Below are 15552 nucleotides of genomic sequence, written 5' to 3'. Positions count from 1 at the left end.
AGATTGACTCGGATGCCCCAAGACGTGAGCGACGAGTCTACCCTGCGCGCGCGGGCCCGCAGGGCGATACAGACGGCGGAGGTCGAACCGCGGTACGAAGACATCGCGATGAACGTGCTAGCGGTCGCTATCGGCGTCGTCGCCGGGCTCGGAGCCGTCGTCTTCCGGGTCGGCATCTGGGTCGTTCAGGAACTGCTCTACGGCACCTCGCTCAACCCGGGGAACGTCTCGTTCGCGCTCGTGCCCGTGACCAACGCCTTCGACCTCCTGTCCCCGCTCGGGCCGCTCCGCTACGCGGCCATCCCCGCGCTGGGCGGCCTCCTCGTCGGCGTCGTCGTCCTGCTCACGACCGACGCGGTCAAGGGTCACGGCGTGCCGAGCGTCCTCGACGCGATGCTGAACCGCGGCGGTCGCATCAGCCCGAAAATCGCCCTCTACAAGACGCTCGCGTCGAGCGTCGCCATCGGGAGCGGGGCGTCGCTCGGCCGCGAGGGACCAATCATCCAGATCGGGAGCGCCGCCGGGTCGTTCTTCGGCCGGTTCGTCCGGTCGCGGCACACGCGGACGCTCGTCGCCGCGGGGGCGGCCGCCGGCATCGCGGGCACGTTCAACACGCCCATCGGGGGCATCATGTTCGCGCTCGAAATCCTCCTCGCGGAGTACTACCTCGGCCACGTCATCACGGTCGTCCTCGCCGCGCTGACGGCGACGGCGGTCGCCCGCCCGATTCTGGAGTTCTCGCCGACGCCCGGCATCCGCGAGTTCCTCGTGCCCGCGTCCTACCAGCTGGTGACGCCGGCGGTCGAACTCCCCATCTACCTGCTTTTGGGGGTCGTCGTCGGCCTCGTCGGCGCGGGCCTCGTGAAACTGCTCTACGGCGTCGAGCACTTCTTCGAGCGCCTCGACGCGCCGGGCTATCTCAAGCCCGCGCTCGGCGGACTGCTGCTCGGCGTGAGCGTCCTCGTCGGGACCGTCGTCCTCGGCGTCGCGCCGGGGGAGGCCGCCGGACTCCTCCTCGGGGTCGGCTACGGCGTCGTCCACCGGAGCATCGACGGCGGCTTCCTCTTCGGCGCGCTCGTCGCGCTGGCGGTGCTCAAGGCGGTCGGCTTCTCGCTGTCGGTCGGCAGCGGGAGTTCGGGCGGCGTGTTCTCGCCGTCGCTGTTCGTGGGTGCCACCGTCGGCGGCGCGTTCGGCCTCGCGGTCCACGCGCTCGTCCCCGGGACGGCCCCCTCGGGCGCGTACGCGCTGGTCGGGATGGGCGGCATCTTCGCCGCCACCGCGGGCGCGCCGCTCACCGCCATCATCATCATCTTCGAACTCACCGGCCAGTACACCATCATCCTCCCGCTTCTCATGGTCAGCGTCGTCGGGAGCGAAATCGCGAGCTACCTCCTCAACGGCAGTACCATCTACACGCAGAAGCTCCGCGACCTCGGCTACACGGTCCAAGAGCGCCGCATCGGGAGCATCGAAGACGTACACGTCGCCGACGTGATGACGACCGCCGTCGACACCGTCCAAGTCGGAACGCCGCTTTCGGAGGCCGTCAACCGGCTCCGCGACACCGACCACGGCGGGCTTCCCATCGTCGAGGCGGACGAGTCGCTCGCGGGTATCGTCGTCCAGAGCGACGCACAGGAGTACCTGACCGAGAACATCGAGGCCCTCGACGGCGACGACGACCCAGCGGCGGACCCGCCGGTCGAGGACGTCGGCACGCGGACCGTCGTCACGACGACGCCGAACAGCAACCTCCTCCACGTCGTGGACGCGATGGAGGCCGCCGACGTGGGTCGCGTTCCGGTCGTCGACGGCGCGACGGTCGTCGGCATCGTCACCCGGAGCGACGTGCTCGACGCCTACGACGACATCCCCATCGAGTCGGCGGTCGAACCGATGCGCTGTCGCCGAGGCGACGAGGGGACGCAGTCGGAGTCGCGGGCGGCTCCCCCCACCGCGGCGGGCGACCGCTGAGCCGACCGCCGAGCCGGCGGAAAATCAGTTCGCGCCGACCTCGGGACCGATGAGGACCCAGTGGAGTCGGTCCTCTCCACCGGGGTGGCGCTCCCACCGGACGTGGTAGACGGCGGGTCCGTGCGGGCACGACGCGCAGCCCTCGGCGCACGGCGTCCGCTTGTGGATTTCGAGGTAGCCCGCGTGCGGCACGACTCGCGTGAGCACCTCGTCCGGACCGCGGAAGCGCTCTACCGCCGCTTTGCGACCGTCACGGTCGTCGCGCCCGCCCCGCCCGTTTCGGTCCTCGCCGCCGTGTTCCACTCGCTGTCCGCGTGCCCGACCGCTTTCGACGTACTCGACGAGCGCTTCGATCTCGCTTTCGTCGAGTTCGGGCGTCGTCGCGGGCGAGTCGCTGGGCTCTCGCCGCTCGGGTTCGTCGCGGTCCATGCCGAACTCTCGTCGCGGCGTCGGTTTATACGAACCGGTTTGAAAATCACTGAGGGGTTGTCACAGCCCCCGCGACGCGAGCTTCGAGGGGCAGTTCGCGTCGCTCAAGAAGAGGTCGTGGACTCCGAGTCCGACCGAGAGGTCCCGGAGGGGTCGATTCCGAGGAACTTCTGACAGAGCTGTCTGGCGGCGAACGAACAGAGGAAGTACCAGACGATCCACGCCGGCATGGGGCCGAAGACGGCGTCCTGCCAGCCCACCCGGCCGACGAGGGGGAGAATCACGTGCGCGGAACCGGCGGCGACGTGGCCGCCGCGGACCTTCCAGCGCATCCAGAGGAACGCCGGGATGGTGACGAGCATTATCCAGACCATCGGCTTGAACTGGGCTTTCATGACGCTCCACTGGTCGCCCATCGCCTCCATCTGCTCCGCCTCGATGCGTTCGAGCGCGTCGTCGTCGCCGCGCTCTTTCGCCGCCTCCCGGCGCGACTTCAGGTCGTCCATCCGGGCTTGGTGGCGTTCGAGGAGTTCCGTGTCCTTCAGCCGGTCCTGCATCACGGTCGAGTAGAGGCCGGTCGCCGCGGCGAGGACGATGACCACGGCGTAGAACGGTATCGAGTGCGCCAGCGCCCCGAGCACGACGTTGTCGATGCCGGCGACCGCGTTTCGGACGCCGGCGTTCCAGTAGCCGGCGAACAGGACGACGACGCCGAGCGCGCCGAACTTGTCCCACCGAGACCACGACGAGTCGGCGTCGTCGCTCCCGTCCTCGGCGCCGGGGTCGCGCGACTGCAGTTTCGAGGCGATTCGGTCCGGGTCGGACAGGACGAAGCCGCCGGCCGCGGCGTCGCTCAGGACGCCCTGTTCGATGAGACGACCCCACTGACCGCTCGACAGCGCGTCGTTCACGTCGCGCCAGCGGAGTTCTTCGGTTCCCTCCTTCGACCGTTCGACGACGACCGAGAGCGCCTCCCGCATCGCCGGATTGTCCAGTAACGTCTCTAGGGAGTCTGCGGGCATTCACTCGTCCCTATTCGAGCGGTCGTTATCAACGCTTCCCTCCGCCGGAACCCGCCGCGGTGACAGTCGCCGACTCGGCGTCGATTTAGCGGGCCGTGGTCGCGTCAATCAGTCTGTTCTCGGATTTGATACGCGATTTCGCCCCGAAACCGCCGGGCAACCGGGGACTTCTGTCGACCGCGCGGCCTCCCATGGTCGGTTGGATATATACGGAACGGGGTGGTAAGCGTCTCGTATGTCGAACGTTACCGCACCGACTTCCGAACTCACGGGTCCGACCAGACTCACGCTCAAACTCCGGCATCCAGACTGCTGGACGCTGGAGGTGACAGAGAGCGTCGACGCCGGTCTCACCGCTCACACCGTGTACAACACGCCCGAAGACACCGTGAAGGGGCATTTCACGGTCTACGCGGACCGGGTCGAAGATATCGACGACTTCGTCCGCGCGACCGAGCAGTCGCGGCTCACCGACTCCGTCTCCGAGTTGAGCCCCCGACACGAGTTCGACAACGACGCGTCGAACGTCGGCAACGCGACGCGGGAGATGATGGTCGAGTACGACCCCGAAAACAGCATGACCGACTCGCTTCTGTCACACGGCTTCGTCCACGACGCCCCCGTCCGCGTCGACGACGGGTGGGAGTACTGGCCGGTCATCGACACCGACGACAGGGCTGACCTCCGCGAACGCCTCGACTCGCTAGAGGAGACGAAGGAGGCCGAAATCATCGTCACCAAGGTCACGTCCGTCGCCGGCGCGAAAAACCACGTCTCGCACCAATTGGACAAGCTCTCGAACCGCCAGCGCGAGGTGTTCGAACTGGCCTGCCGGCGCGACTACTACACGTGGCCGCGGAGGACGACCACGCGGGAACTGGCCGACGAACTCGATATCTCGAAGACGACGCTCCTCGAACACCTTCGGAAGGCGGAGGCGAAACTCCTCAACCAGTACGCGGACTCCAATTCACAACTGTAGTCATCGCCGCTCGTTATTCGGTTCGATAATCGACGCCCCGATTTACTCCGGACATGGTGGTGTTCGTTCACCGGGCGGCGGCCGTGGCCGCGGCCGTTCGCCTCGCGCGCTAGTCGGCCCCCTGTGGAGCGCGCCAGTCGCAGTCCGAACAGCGTTCGATTCCGTGTCTCATCTGCGTCGCTGAATCGCACTTCGGACACTGTCGGGCCGATAGTCGTCCCGCGGTCGTGTTCGCCATGACGTGGTTCTCGACAGCGGGTGAGTTAGACTAGTATCTGCCCATGGGAGGGGAGGGGGGTCCTCGTCAGTGGGCGGTCCCCCACGCGAATCGTCGTTGGCGGTGCTCAGTCCGGTCGTTCCCGTCTCGTGCGTATATTCACATCATCGACGATGACGCGGTCTCACCGGCGATTCGGCCCGGAACTATCTCTCCTGCTGATAGTCTCCCCGACCGTTCGGCGGTCGACGAGACCGCTTGAAACGGGCCGTTTTTCAGTATCCGTCAGCAAATCTGGGCCATCGAACCAGTATCCATACGCATCTGCCGTTGACGACACCCGACCATAGTAGCACATCCGTATAACTACCTTCTATTCAAGGAACTGAGTAAGATTATCATGACAGACTCTGAGGCGAGAACGGCGAGAGAAGAGTGGGGAAGCCGGTTCGGCTTTCTCATGGCGATGCTCGGCGCGATGGTGGGCGCGGGCAACATCTGGCGGATGCCGTTTACGACGGGCGAAAACGGCGGCGGTGCCTTCCTCGTGGCGTACATCTTTCTGTTGTATCTCATCGCGGTCCCCGGTCTGATGGCGGAGACGATGATCGGACGCTACACGAACAACGGGGTCATCGGGGCGTTCAAGCAGGTCCTCGGGAGCAAGCGGGCGCAGGGTCTCGGCCTCGTGGTTCTCATCGTCAACGTGGCGCTGATGTCGTACTACGCGCCCATCATCGGCTGGGCGCTCTACTACGCCGGCCACTCGGTGCTCATGACGTTCACCCAGCCGGGGTTCCAGCCGCAGGCGTTCTGGGAGGGCTTCATCAACAACCCGGCGCTCGTCGTCGGGATGCACACGGTGACAATGGCCGGCTTGGCCGGCGTCCTCGTGTTCGGTATCCGCCGCGGCATCGAGCGCGTCGTGAAGTGGATGATTCCGCTGCTCGTCGTCGCGCTCGTGGCGGTCTCGATTCGCGGCATCACGCTCCCCGGCGGCATGGAGGGCGTCGCGTTCGTCTTCACGCCCGATTGGGGGTACCTCACCCGCGGCAGTACGTGGGTCGCGGCGCTCAGTCAGGCGCTGTTCTCGACGGGCCTCGGGTGGGGCATCGCGCTGACCTACGGGAGCTACCTCAGCCGGTACGACGACGTGCCGCTCGGCGGCGGCCTGTTCACCGCCATCGGGAACACGAGCATCGGCCTGCTCGCGGTGTTCGCCACGTTCCCCGTCGTCTTCGCGTTCGGACTCGAACCGAGCGCCGGGTCGAACCTGCTTTTCATCTCGATGGCGCAGGTGTTCCCCGAACTCCCCGGCGGGAGTCTGTGGGCCATCGTGTTCTTCGTCTCGTTCTTCTTCGCGACGTTCACCTCCGGACTCGGCATCACTGAGGTCGCCGTCACCACCGTCTCGGAGGAGACGCGGCTCTCTCGGACGGGTGCCGTGCTCGCGTCCTGCGGTGCCATTTGGCTGTTCGGTCTCCCGAGCGCCTACTCGTCGGCGTTCCTCGGGCGGATGGACTTCATGTTCGGGAGCTTCGGCCTCCCGCTCGCGACGCTTTCCATCATCGCGCTCGTCGCGTGGAAGTTCGGTCCCGAGCGCGCCCGCGTCCTCGACCTCAACCGTAACGCCGGCATCTACGTCGGCGCGTGGTGGAATCCGGTCGTGAAGTACGTCATCCCCGTCGTGATGGTGTTCATCCTCGGGTACGGCGTCTACTCCAGCATCGGTACGTCGAACCAGCGGTTGATGTTGCTCGGCGTCGCGTTCATGGCCGGACTCGTCGTCGTGAGCACGCTCGTGATGAGCGTCATCGGCGACGAGCCGCCGTCCGGTTCCGCGGCCGTTCCGGGAGGTGACGACTGAGATGGCCCTCTCGACGCTCACGTGGGTCTCGATGCTCGTCTCGCTCCTCCTGTTGCCCGGCGTCGCGGCCGCGGTCCTCGTCAGGTCGCTCCGAACCGAGGAGCGCAAACTCGCGCTCTTACGGGAACAGGACGACGTCGACAGCTACTCGCCGCGGGCGCTTTCCGACCTGCGTGAGTGGATTCGCGCGAACCCCGACGACCCCTACGCGCCGATTGCCCGCCGCCGCTACAACGAGTGCGTGCGGTCGCTCCGAGCGATTGACGAGCCGCACTACGACTGGTCCGACGAGCAAATCGAACGGCTCGAACTGGTGGACGAATGAACCGGGACGCCGCCGACGTCGACGCCGCCGAACTCGCTGACCAGAGTGGGTTCGAGTTCGAGGAACTGACCACGGACGCGTCGTTCACGACCATCGACACGCACACCGAGGGCGAGCCGACCCGCATCGTCGTCGACGGCATCGACCGCACCGCGCTCGCGGGCGACTCGGTCCGGGAGCGCCGCGACTCGTTCGCCGAGACCCACGACTGGGTGCGCGACCTGCTGATGCGGGAGCCCCGCGGCCACGACGACATGTTCGGGGCCGTCGTCGTCGAGTCTACCCGTCCCGACGCGGACGTGGGCGTTTTCTTCATGGACAGTCGGGGCTATCTCGACATGTGCGGCCACGGGACCATCGGCGTCGTCTCCGCGCTCCTCGAACTGGGTCGACTCGACCGGCGCGAGACCGTCCGCGTCGAGACGCCGGCCGGGCTCGTCGAGGCGACGCCCGAGTACGCGTCCGACGGCGGCGTCGAGCGCGTCACGATAGAGAACGTCCGGTCGTTCGTCTACGACGAGACGACCATCTCGGTCTCGTTTCTCGACTCGCCGCTCCGCGTCGACGTCGTCTACGCGGGCAACTTCTTCGCGCTGGTCGACAGCGACCAACTCGACCTGCCCGTCGAACCGCGGCACGCATCGACCTTCGTCGATTGGGGCCTCGAAGTCCGCGACGCCGTCAACGAGCGCCTCGACATCGTCCACCCGCTCACCGGCGAGGAGGGAGCGGTCTCGATTACCGAGATATACGGGACGCCCGACGACGTCGACCGGAGCATCGTCGTCTTCGGCGAGGGACAGGTCGACCGCTCGCCGTGCGGGACCGGGACGTGCGCGAAGATGGCGCTCCTCCACGACGCCGGCGCGCTCGACATCGGCGAGTCGTACCTCCACGAGAGCATCGTCGGTACGCGCTTCGAAGGCAGACTCGTCGCGGCCGACGAACGCGACGGCGTGACGTTGACGACGCCGCTCATCACCGGGTCGGCCCGCATCACGGGGAAACACACGTTCGTCAAGGACGCGAAGGACTCGCTTTCGGGGTTCAGTATCTCGGCGGAGTAGCGGGTTCGGACCGCTCTTTTTCCGGGTCAGTCCATCCCGCTCGATAGCTCCACGTCGTCGTTCTCCAACTCGCCGCCGGCCGGCGTCCCGCGGACGTCGCCCTCGCGCCAGGTTCCCCGGCGGAACCAGAGCCACGCGATGGCCGCGCCCACGATGTTCGAGACGAAAAAGGCGATCCAGATGCCCCGAACGTCGGTGCTCCCGAGGAACCAGAAGTCGGTCGGGAGGAGCCCCTGCGACGCGACGAAGGCGACCGGAAGCCGGATGCCGGCGAGCGTGACGACCGATATCACCGCGGCGATGAGGGTCTTACCAGCGCCCCGGAAGCCGCCGGTGAACGCCCGCATGATACCGATGAAGCCGAACGACAGCGAGACGTACCGCAGGAACTCCGCGCCCACTTCGAGCACCTCGGCGTCGGTGGTGAACACCGAGACGATTGGCTCCGGAACGAGGAAGATGGCGAGTCCGAGCAGGCCGAGGACGAAGAACAGCCCCTTGGCGGCGACGTAGTTCGCCTGCTCCGCGCGGTCGTACTTCCCCGCGCCGATGTTCTGTCCGGACATCGTCTCGACGCCGCGGGCGACGGCGATGGCCGGGAGGAAGATGACCGAGAACACGCGGGTCCCGATGCCGAACGCCGCGACGACGGAGGTCGAAAACAGCCCGACGACGATGAGAAGCGCGTTGATGGAGAGCGCGCGGCCCGTCCCCTCGATGCTGGCGGGAATGCCGATGCGGAGAATCTTCCGCAGGTACTCGAAGTCCGGGCGCATGTCCGTGAGATGAATCTGGATGCCCCTGCTCCCCGATACCATGATGGCGATGCCGACGACCATCGCGAGGACCCGCGAGATGACGGTTGCGATGGCCGCGCCCTGAATCCCGAGCTGGGGGAACTGAATCGGCCCGAGCGCCCACCCGTTGATGAAAAACGGGTCGAGGACGACGTTGAGGACGACGGTCCCGAACATCACGAGCATCGGCGTGATGGTGTCGCCCGCCCCGCGCATCAGCGAGATGAACACGAAGAAGCCGAACATGAACGGCAGACCGAGCGCGATGACCTGCATGTAGGCCGTCGCGCCCGGCAGCACGTCCGGCGAGGCCCCGAGGAAGTCGAGGAACGGCCGGACGAGCGGGTAGCCGAACGCGCCGAGTATCGCCGACCCGAGGAACGCGAACGTGACGGTCTGCGAGGCCGCGTACTCGGCTTGGTCCGTCTCGTCGGCCCCGGTGTGCTGGGCGACGAGGACGCTCCCGGCGACGGACAGCCCCATCCCGAGCGAGATGAGCAGAAACACCATCGGGAAGGCGAACGAGATGGCGGCCAGCGCCTCCGTGGAGTACTGGCCGAGCCAGAACGTGTCCGCGAGGTTGTAGGCGGTCTGCAGGAGGTTCGTGACGACGATGGGAAGCGACAGGTAGAGAAGCGGCCTGACGATGCCGCCCTCGGTGAGGTTGAGTTCCTCTTGTCCCTTGAACAGGCTCATCCGTCCACCTCCTCACCCGGCGTCCAGCCGAGGTGGAGTTCCAGCGCGTCCTCGACGACTCGCCGGGTCTCCGCGGGGTGTTCGTCGAGCGCGACGGCGCGGGCGTGCGCGCCGTTGCTCATGGTCGTGATTAGCCGCGCAATCTCTTCGGGGTCGGCCTCGTCGAAGTGCCCGGCCTCCACGCCGTCGCGGACGATGTCGGCGACGACTCCGCGCATCACGCCGTCGAAGTCGAGGAAGCGCTCGCGGAACAGTTCGTGGTAGGGCGCTTGCGCCTTCAGTTCCATGATAGCCACGGGAAAGCCGTCCGATTCGGGGTCCTTCGGACTGAAAACCGCGTCGAGAACCGCGTCGAGACGCTTTCGCGGGTCGGCCGCGTCGAACGACAGCTTCGACTCGAACCGCTCGATGAGGTCGTCGAGAAACGCGTTCAGGAGCTCCTCTTTCGTGTCGAAGTGGTAGTGAATCGCGGCGCTCGTCATCGACGACTCGTCCGCGATTCGCTGTACCGTCAGGCCGGCGTACCCGTGTTCGCAGAGCGCGCGATTGGTCGCTTCGAGTATCTCGGCTCTGGTCTCTTCGTCCATCTTCTGCCCCGACTTACTGACTGGTCAGTTAAGAGACTTTGGACCGCGAACGGCTCTGTGGGGGCGTCCCACGCCGCCCGACCGCCGGAGTTTCTAAGTACCCGAATCGGGTACCCGAGTACACGTGTCTCTCTTGCCGTCACCGTACGTGGGCGCGCTCGCCTTCGCGGCCGTGGTATCCGCCGGCGTCGCGAGCTACGGGTGGCGATACCGAGACGAACCGAGCGGACGCTGGTTCATCGCCCTCACCGTGAGCGCCGGCTGTTGGTCGCTTTTCGAGATGCTCTTCCTCCTCGCCGACTCGCCGGGTACCCGGTTCCTGTGGTTCGTTTTGGAGTCGGTTCCCGCGGAGTCGTCGGTGTTTTTCACCCTGCTTTTCGCCCTCGAAATCGCGGGCTACGAGCGGTGGGTCTCGCGGCGGACCGCCGCGCTTCTCGCCGTGTGGCCCGCGTTGACCATCGCGGGAGTGGCGACGAACGCCCTCGGAGTCCACGCGCTTCTGTGGGAGTCGCTGTCGTTTTCGACCGTCGGCGGAATCACCGCGACCGAAATCGCTCCCGGGCCGCTGTTCTGGGTCGACGTGGTCTACAGCTACGTCGCCATCGGGGCCGCGCTCGTCGTCCTCGGTATCCACTATCTCCGGAGCCGACAGATATACAGAAAACAGGCGCTGGTCCTGTTCGTCGCAATCCTCACACCCGCCGTCGTCGGCGCCGTCTATCTCCTGCGACCGTTTATGCCCGCTAACCCCATCGCCGTCTCGTTCGCCGCCACGTCGTCGCTCCTCGCGGTCGGCCTCTCGCGGTACCGCATCCTCGACATCAGTCCCATCGCGCGCGACCTCGTCATCGAGCGGATGGCCGACCCCGTCGTCGTCGTCGACCGAAAGGGCAGACTGGCCGACAGCAACCCGTCGGCGAGGGCGCTTTTCGACGGCTCTCCCTCGTCGCTGGGGTCCTCCGTCGCCGACGTGTTCGGAGCCGAGACCGCGTCGGCGCTCGAATCCGGCGGGGAACTGCGGGTCGTCGACGACAACGGCGAGGCGCGGCACTTCGAGGTCGACCGGTCGGCCGTGACCGACGGCCGAGACGCGGTCCGCGGCCACCTGCACATCCTCCACGACATCACCGAGCGCCGCGTCCGCGAGCGGTGGTTTCGCGCGCTCACGGAGAACGCCTCCGACCTCATCTTCGTTCTCGACGCCCACGGCTCGGTCACCTATCTGAGCGACTCGGCCGCCCAGACGCTCGGGGCCGACGAGGACCCGAGCGAGGTGCAGTCGATGAAGCGGTTTCTCCACCCCGACGACGAGGACGCCGCCGTCGAGACGTTCCGAGAGTCGCTGGAGCGCCCCGACGAGGACGCCACCGCCGAACTCCGGTTCCGCAGTTCGACCCGCGGGTGGCGCGCCTTCAGCGTCCGGTGTCGGAACCTGCTCGACGACCCCGTCGTCGGCGGCGTCGTCGTCAACGCCCACGACGTGACCGACCGACGGAAGCACGAACAACAGCTCGAAACGTTCGCCAACGTCGTCTCCCACGACCTGCGCAACCCGCTGAACGTGGCGGAGGGCTACCTCGAACTGGTGAAGGAAACCGACCGACCCGACCCGGACCACGTCGAGCGAATCGAGGCGGCCCACGAGCGCATGGGCGAAATCATCGCCGACGTGCTCGCGCTCGCCCGCGGCGGGACGGTCGACGAGCGCGAGACGGTCTCGCTCGACGCCGCCGCGGCCGAGGCGTGGGCGAACGTCGAAACCGGCACCGCCACGCTCGATATCGAAGAGAGCGCGTCGTTCGACGCGGACCGAACCCGGCTCCTCCAGCTCTTGGAGAACCTGTTTCGGAACGCCGTCGAGCACGGCTCGACGGGCAGTCGGGATTCTCCCGACGACGCCGTCGAACACGTCGGCGACGGCGTGACGGTCACGGTCGGCGCGACCCCCGACGGCTTTTTCGTCGAGGACGACGGCCCCGGCGTGCCGCCGGCGGACCGCCCGAAGCTCTTCGAGTCCGGCTTCACCACGGCCGCCGACGGCACCGGCTTCGGCCTCGCCATCGTCCAGACCATCGCCGACGCTCACGGCTGGTCGATCGGCTACGAGGACGCCACGGACGCCGGCGCGCGGTTCGTGGTTCGCGGCGTCGAAGTCGCCGCGGACTCGGCGCAGGAGGCGGGCGTGGCGTCGTCGGACGACGCCTGACTGCGGTCCCGAGCGGGTCGCCGCCGGGGTACTACTGGGGCGTCCGGGCTACCAAAATCGGTTCTCGTCGAGTCGTCGCAGCGCCTCCTCGATGGTCGCCTCGTTGCGGGAGAACGTAAAGCGGACCCAGTCGGCGGAGCCCTCGGTGTAGAAACTGCTCCCCGGGACGACCGCGACGCCGGCCTCGCGGACGAGCCTGTGGGCGAACTCGGCGTCGTCTGCGTCGCCCGGATAGCGCGTCAGCATGTAGTACGCGCCGTCCGGTTTCACGGGGTCGAGGCCGACCTCTCGAAGCCCGTCGTACAGCAGTTCGCCGCGGCGCTCGTAGGACTTCGAGAGGTCGTCGTAGTAGTCCGCCGGGAGCGACAGGGCCTCCACGCCCGCCCGCTGGAACGGCGTCGGCGCGCAGATGCTCGTGTAGTCGTGGACCTTCCGCAACTCGGCCGAAAGCGGTTCGGGCGCGAGCGCGAACCCGACGCGCCAGCCCGTCACGGAGTACGTCTTCGACAGCCCCGTGCAGACGACGGTCCGCCCGGCGAGCCCGTCGATTTCGACCGGGCTGACGTAGTCGTCCGCGTAGACGATGTGCTCGTATATCTCGTCGGTGACGACGATGAGGTCCTCCGCCTCGGCGACTTCCGCGACGAGTTCGAGTTCGGCGGGCGAAAAGACGTTCCCCGTCGGGTTGTGCGGGTGATTGAGAATCAGCACGGACGCCTCTTCGGCGGCGTCCCGTAGCGCGTCGTCGTCGAGTTCGAGGCCGTCGGTGATGTCGAGCGGCATCGGCTCGCCGCCGGCGAACTGGACGGCCGGGATGTAGCTCTCGTAGGTCGGTTCGAAGTAGATGACGCCGTCGCCGGGGTCGCAGAGCGCGAGGAGCGTCGAGACGACGGCCTCGCTCGTTCCCGTGGTGACGGTGACCTCCGTTTCGGGGTCGTAGCGGACGCCCTTCCAGTCGGCGTAGCGCTCCGACACCGCCTCGCGGAGCTCCGGCAGCCCCCACGTGATGGTGTACTGGCTCGACGTGTCGACTGCGTCTTTCGCCGCGCGCTTCACGCTCGCCGGCGTCTCGTCCTCGTCGGGAATCCCCTGCGAGAGGTTGATCGCGTCGTGTTTGTGCGCCTCGCGGGTCATCTCCCGGATGACGGACTCGCGGGTTCCCGCGACGCGCTCGCTCCCGATGCGTCGAGAAAAGGGGGACGGTGTCGGCATACGTGGGCTGGGACAGGCTGACACAAGAAGCTTGGCGGACGCTCTCGACGCCCCGGACGACGCGCGCGACGAACGTTTTAATGCGATGAGGCCGACGTACCTCCTGTATGTCGAACCGTCGTGGGCCGGACTTCGAAACGAGGATGGCCGAAGACGAGGAGATAGAACCTCCCTCGCCGTTCGTCGAGCAGGCCACCGTCACCGACGACTCGGTCTACGACGAGTTCGAGGCCGACTGGCCCGACTGCTGGGACCGAGCGGCGGCGACGCTCGACTGGTTCGACCCGTACGAGTCGGTGCTTCCGGACGACGAACCCCCGTTCGAGTGGTTCGCCGGCGGGACGCTGAACGCCTGTTACAACTGCGTGGACCGCCACGTCGAAGCCGGGGCGAAAAACCGCGTCGCCATCAAGTGGGAGAGCCACCTCGGCGAGACGCGGACGTACACGTATCAGGACCTCTACCGCGAGGTGAACGAGTTCGCGGCCGCGCTCCGCGCGCAGGGCGTCGAGGAGGACGACGTAGTCACGCTCTACATGCCGATGATTCCGGAGCTCCCCGTCGCCATGCTCGCGTGCGCCCGCATCGGCGCGCCCCACAACGTCGTCTTCGCGGGGCTGTCGGCGGACGCGCTCGCGACGCGACTGGAGAGCGCGGACTCCCGATTCCTCGTCACCTGCGACGGCTACTACCGGCGAGGGAGCGCCATCTTCCTGAAGAGCAAGGCCGACGACGCCCGCCTGAAGGCCGCTCACGACCTCGAAGAGATGGTCGTCGTCGAGCACCTCGGCGAGACCGAACACCTCGGCGCGGGACAGCACACCTACGACGAACTGGTGGCGGCTCACGCCGGCGCGGAGGTCGACCCGGTCGAACGGGCGGCCGACGACGTGCTGTTTCTCATCCACACCTCGGGAACCACGGGCGAGCCGAAGCGCGTCGAACACGTCACCGGCGGCTACCTCGCTCACGTCACGTGGACGTCGCAGGCGGTGTTGGACCTCAAGCCCGAGGACACGTATCTCTGTACGGCGAACATCGGCTGGATTAGCGGCCACTCGTACGTGGTCTACGGCCCGCTGGCGCTCGGAACGACGGCGGTGATGTACGAGGGGACGCCGAACTACCCGGAGCGAGACCGCATCTGGGACCTCATCGAGGAGAACGCCGTCGACGTGTTCTACACCGCGCCGACGGCGATTCGTTCGTTCATGAAGTGGGACACGTCGCTCCCGGCGTCGCGCGACCTGTCGAGTCTCCGGCTACTCGGAACCGTCGGCGAACCGATCGACGCGCGCGCGTGGAAATGGTACTACGAACACATCGGCAACGGGAACTGCCCCGTCGTGGACACGTGGTGGCAGACCGAGACCGGCGGGATGATGATAACGACCCTGCCGGGCGTGAAAAAGATGAAACCCGGCTCCGCCGGCCCGCCGCTCCCCGGCGTCGGCGCTCGGGTCGTCGACGGCCGCGGCGAGGAGGTTCCCGTGAACGAGGCCGGCTATCTCGTTCTCACGCGCCCGTGGCCCGGCATGCCGCTCGCCCTGCGACGCGGCCACCGCTGGGGCGAGGAGGCTGCGAAGCTCGACGTGGACGGCTGGCACTACTTCACCGGCGACGGCGCGAAAGTGGACGACGACGGCTACGTCACCGTGCTCGGCCGCGTCGACGACGTCATCAACGTCTCGGGCCACCGCCTCGGGACGATGGAGATAGAGTCGGCCGTCGTCGGCGTCGAGGGCGTCGTCGAGGCCGCCGTCGTCAGCGTCGCCGACGCCGAGACGGGCGGTATCCACGCCTACGTCACGCTGGAGACGGGCGTCTCCGGGGACGACGACCTCCGCGAGCGCATCGCCGCACACGTCCGCGAGCGCATCGGTCCGATTGCCACGCCGGACGCCGTCGTGTTCACACCGGACCTCCCGAAGACGCGCTCCGGGAAGATTATGCGACGGTTCCTCGAAAACATCACCAACGGCGAGGAGTTCGGCGACACGTCCGCGCTCCAGAACCCGGAAATCGTCGGCGAACTCGAATCCATCGTCCGAGACAGCTGACGCCCGTTTCGGGGAGCTCTGTCTATGCGAAACGCAGTTAGTATCGTTCGAGAGCGGTGCTTACCGCTAATTGCTATTTCCGTGCTGTCGGTACTGTCCTTCTTTCGGAAG

The 15552-nt window shown here is 67.1% G+C and carries 12 protein-coding genes; 7 read left to right on the top strand and 5 right to left on the bottom strand.

From position 1 onward, the window contains the following. Nucleotides 1–12 precede the first annotated feature (12 nt). Nucleotides 13–1974, top strand: a complete 1962-nt coding sequence (locus NDI65_RS13390) for a chloride channel protein (RefSeq protein ID WP_345784712.1) — start codon at nt 13–15, stop codon at nt 1972–1974. Nucleotides 1975–1998: 24 nt separating this feature from the next. Here NDI65_RS13390 and NDI65_RS13385 read toward each other — a convergent pair whose 3' ends face one another. Further along, entirely contained in the window at nt 1999–2403 is a 405-nt protein-coding gene (locus tag NDI65_RS13385; protein WP_089781075.1) for a hypothetical protein, read from the bottom strand. Nucleotides 2404–2507: 104 nt separating this feature from the next. Next, nucleotides 2508–3425 carry a DUF106 domain-containing protein gene (locus NDI65_RS13380; RefSeq protein WP_167344168.1) on the bottom strand — a complete coding sequence of 306 codons (918 nt, stop codon included), beginning with the start codon at nt 3423–3425 and terminating at the stop codon, nt 2508–2510. Between the two features lie 235 nt (nt 3426–3660). Between NDI65_RS13380 and NDI65_RS13375 the strand changes: the two genes are divergently transcribed. The 4 genes from NDI65_RS13375 to NDI65_RS13360 all read left to right on the top strand — a co-directional run bounded on the left by NDI65_RS13375 (nt 3661) and on the right by NDI65_RS13360 (nt 7883). Continuing rightward, nucleotides 3661–4407, top strand: a complete 747-nt coding sequence (locus tag NDI65_RS13375; protein WP_089781071.1) for a helix-turn-helix domain-containing protein — start codon at nt 3661–3663, stop codon at nt 4405–4407. 617 nt (nt 4408–5024) lie between these two features. After that, nucleotides 5025–6491, top strand: coding sequence for a sodium-dependent transporter (locus tag NDI65_RS13370; RefSeq protein WP_089781069.1), 1467 nt, complete (start codon nt 5025–5027; stop codon nt 6489–6491). 1 nt (nt 6492) lies between these two features. Further along, the gene (locus NDI65_RS13365) at nt 6493–6816 is read left to right on the top strand and encodes a hypothetical protein (protein WP_089781067.1); all 324 of its coding nucleotides are present in this window, start codon (nt 6493–6495) and stop codon (nt 6814–6816) included. Continuing rightward, nucleotides 6813–7883, top strand: a complete 1071-nt coding sequence (locus NDI65_RS13360; protein WP_089781065.1) for a proline racemase family protein — start codon at nt 6813–6815, stop codon at nt 7881–7883. Before NDI65_RS13365 ends, NDI65_RS13360 begins: the two co-directional genes overlap by 4 nt. 26 nt (nt 7884–7909) lie before the next feature. Here NDI65_RS13360 and NDI65_RS13355 read toward each other — a convergent pair whose 3' ends face one another. Together NDI65_RS13355 and NDI65_RS13350 are read right to left on the bottom strand one after the other, a co-directional pair. Further along, nucleotides 7910–9376 carry an MATE family efflux transporter gene (locus NDI65_RS13355; protein ID WP_310893733.1) on the bottom strand — a complete coding sequence of 489 codons (1467 nt, stop codon included), beginning with the start codon at nt 9374–9376 and terminating at the stop codon, nt 7910–7912. Then, complete coding sequence (locus NDI65_RS13350; RefSeq protein ID WP_310893732.1) at nt 9373–9963, bottom strand: TetR/AcrR family transcriptional regulator; 591 nt, start codon at nt 9961–9963, stop codon at nt 9373–9375. Before NDI65_RS13350 ends, NDI65_RS13355 begins: the two co-directional genes overlap by 4 nt. Nucleotides 9964–10111: 148 nt before the next feature. On the opposite strand from NDI65_RS13350, the gene NDI65_RS13345 reads away from it, so the two are divergent. Continuing rightward, nucleotides 10112–12169 carry a histidine kinase N-terminal 7TM domain-containing protein gene (locus tag NDI65_RS13345; RefSeq protein ID WP_310893773.1) on the top strand — a complete coding sequence of 686 codons (2058 nt, stop codon included), beginning with the start codon at nt 10112–10114 and terminating at the stop codon, nt 12167–12169. Nucleotides 12170–12217: 48 nt separating this feature from the next. Here the strand turns inward: NDI65_RS13345 and NDI65_RS13340 are convergent, their stop codons facing one another. Further along, nucleotides 12218–13381, bottom strand: a complete 1164-nt coding sequence (locus tag NDI65_RS13340) for a pyridoxal phosphate-dependent aminotransferase (protein ID WP_089781057.1) — start codon at nt 13379–13381, stop codon at nt 12218–12220. A 143-nt stretch (nt 13382–13524) separates the two neighbouring features. On the opposite strand from NDI65_RS13340, the gene acs reads away from it, so the two are divergent. Further along, nucleotides 13525–15441 carry an acetate--CoA ligase gene (gene acs / locus NDI65_RS13335; protein ID WP_089781285.1) on the top strand — a complete coding sequence of 639 codons (1917 nt, stop codon included), beginning with the start codon at nt 13525–13527 and terminating at the stop codon, nt 15439–15441. The last annotated feature ends 111 nt before the right edge of the window (nt 15442–15552 follow it).

The sequence above is a fragment of the Haloferax sp. S2CR25 genome, assembly GCF_031624535.1.
In the GTDB taxonomy this organism is placed as follows: domain Archaea; phylum Halobacteriota; class Halobacteria; order Halobacteriales; family Haloferacaceae; genus Haloferax; species Haloferax massiliensis.
This window is presented reverse-complemented; position numbering and strand designations above follow the sequence as displayed.

Coding starts and splice junctions, on each gene's coding strand:
- NDI65_RS13390 (WP_345784712.1), top strand. CDS start 13: ATGCCCCAAGACGTGAGCGACGAGTCTACCCTGCGCGCGCGGGCCCGC.
- NDI65_RS13385 (WP_089781075.1), bottom strand. CDS start 2,403: ATGGACCGCGACGAACCCGAGCGGCGAGAGCCCAGCGACTCGCCCGCG.
- NDI65_RS13380 (WP_167344168.1), bottom strand. CDS start 3,425: ATGCCCGCAGACTCCCTAGAGACGTTACTGGACAATCCGGCGATGCGG.
- NDI65_RS13375 (WP_089781071.1), top strand. CDS start 3,661: ATGTCGAACGTTACCGCACCGACTTCCGAACTCACGGGTCCGACCAGA.
- NDI65_RS13370 (WP_089781069.1), top strand. CDS start 5,025: ATGACAGACTCTGAGGCGAGAACGGCGAGAGAAGAGTGGGGAAGCCGG.
- NDI65_RS13365 (WP_089781067.1), top strand. CDS start 6,493: ATGGCCCTCTCGACGCTCACGTGGGTCTCGATGCTCGTCTCGCTCCTC.
- NDI65_RS13360 (WP_089781065.1), top strand. CDS start 6,813: ATGAACCGGGACGCCGCCGACGTCGACGCCGCCGAACTCGCTGACCAG.
- NDI65_RS13355 (WP_310893733.1), bottom strand. CDS start 9,376: ATGAGCCTGTTCAAGGGACAAGAGGAACTCAACCTCACCGAGGGCGGC.
- NDI65_RS13350 (WP_310893732.1), bottom strand. CDS start 9,963: ATGGACGAAGAGACCAGAGCCGAGATACTCGAAGCGACCAATCGCGCG.
- NDI65_RS13340 (WP_089781057.1), bottom strand. CDS start 13,381: ATGCCGACACCGTCCCCCTTTTCTCGACGCATCGGGAGCGAGCGCGTC.
- acs (WP_089781285.1), top strand. CDS start 13,525: ATGGCCGAAGACGAGGAGATAGAACCTCCCTCGCCGTTCGTCGAGCAG.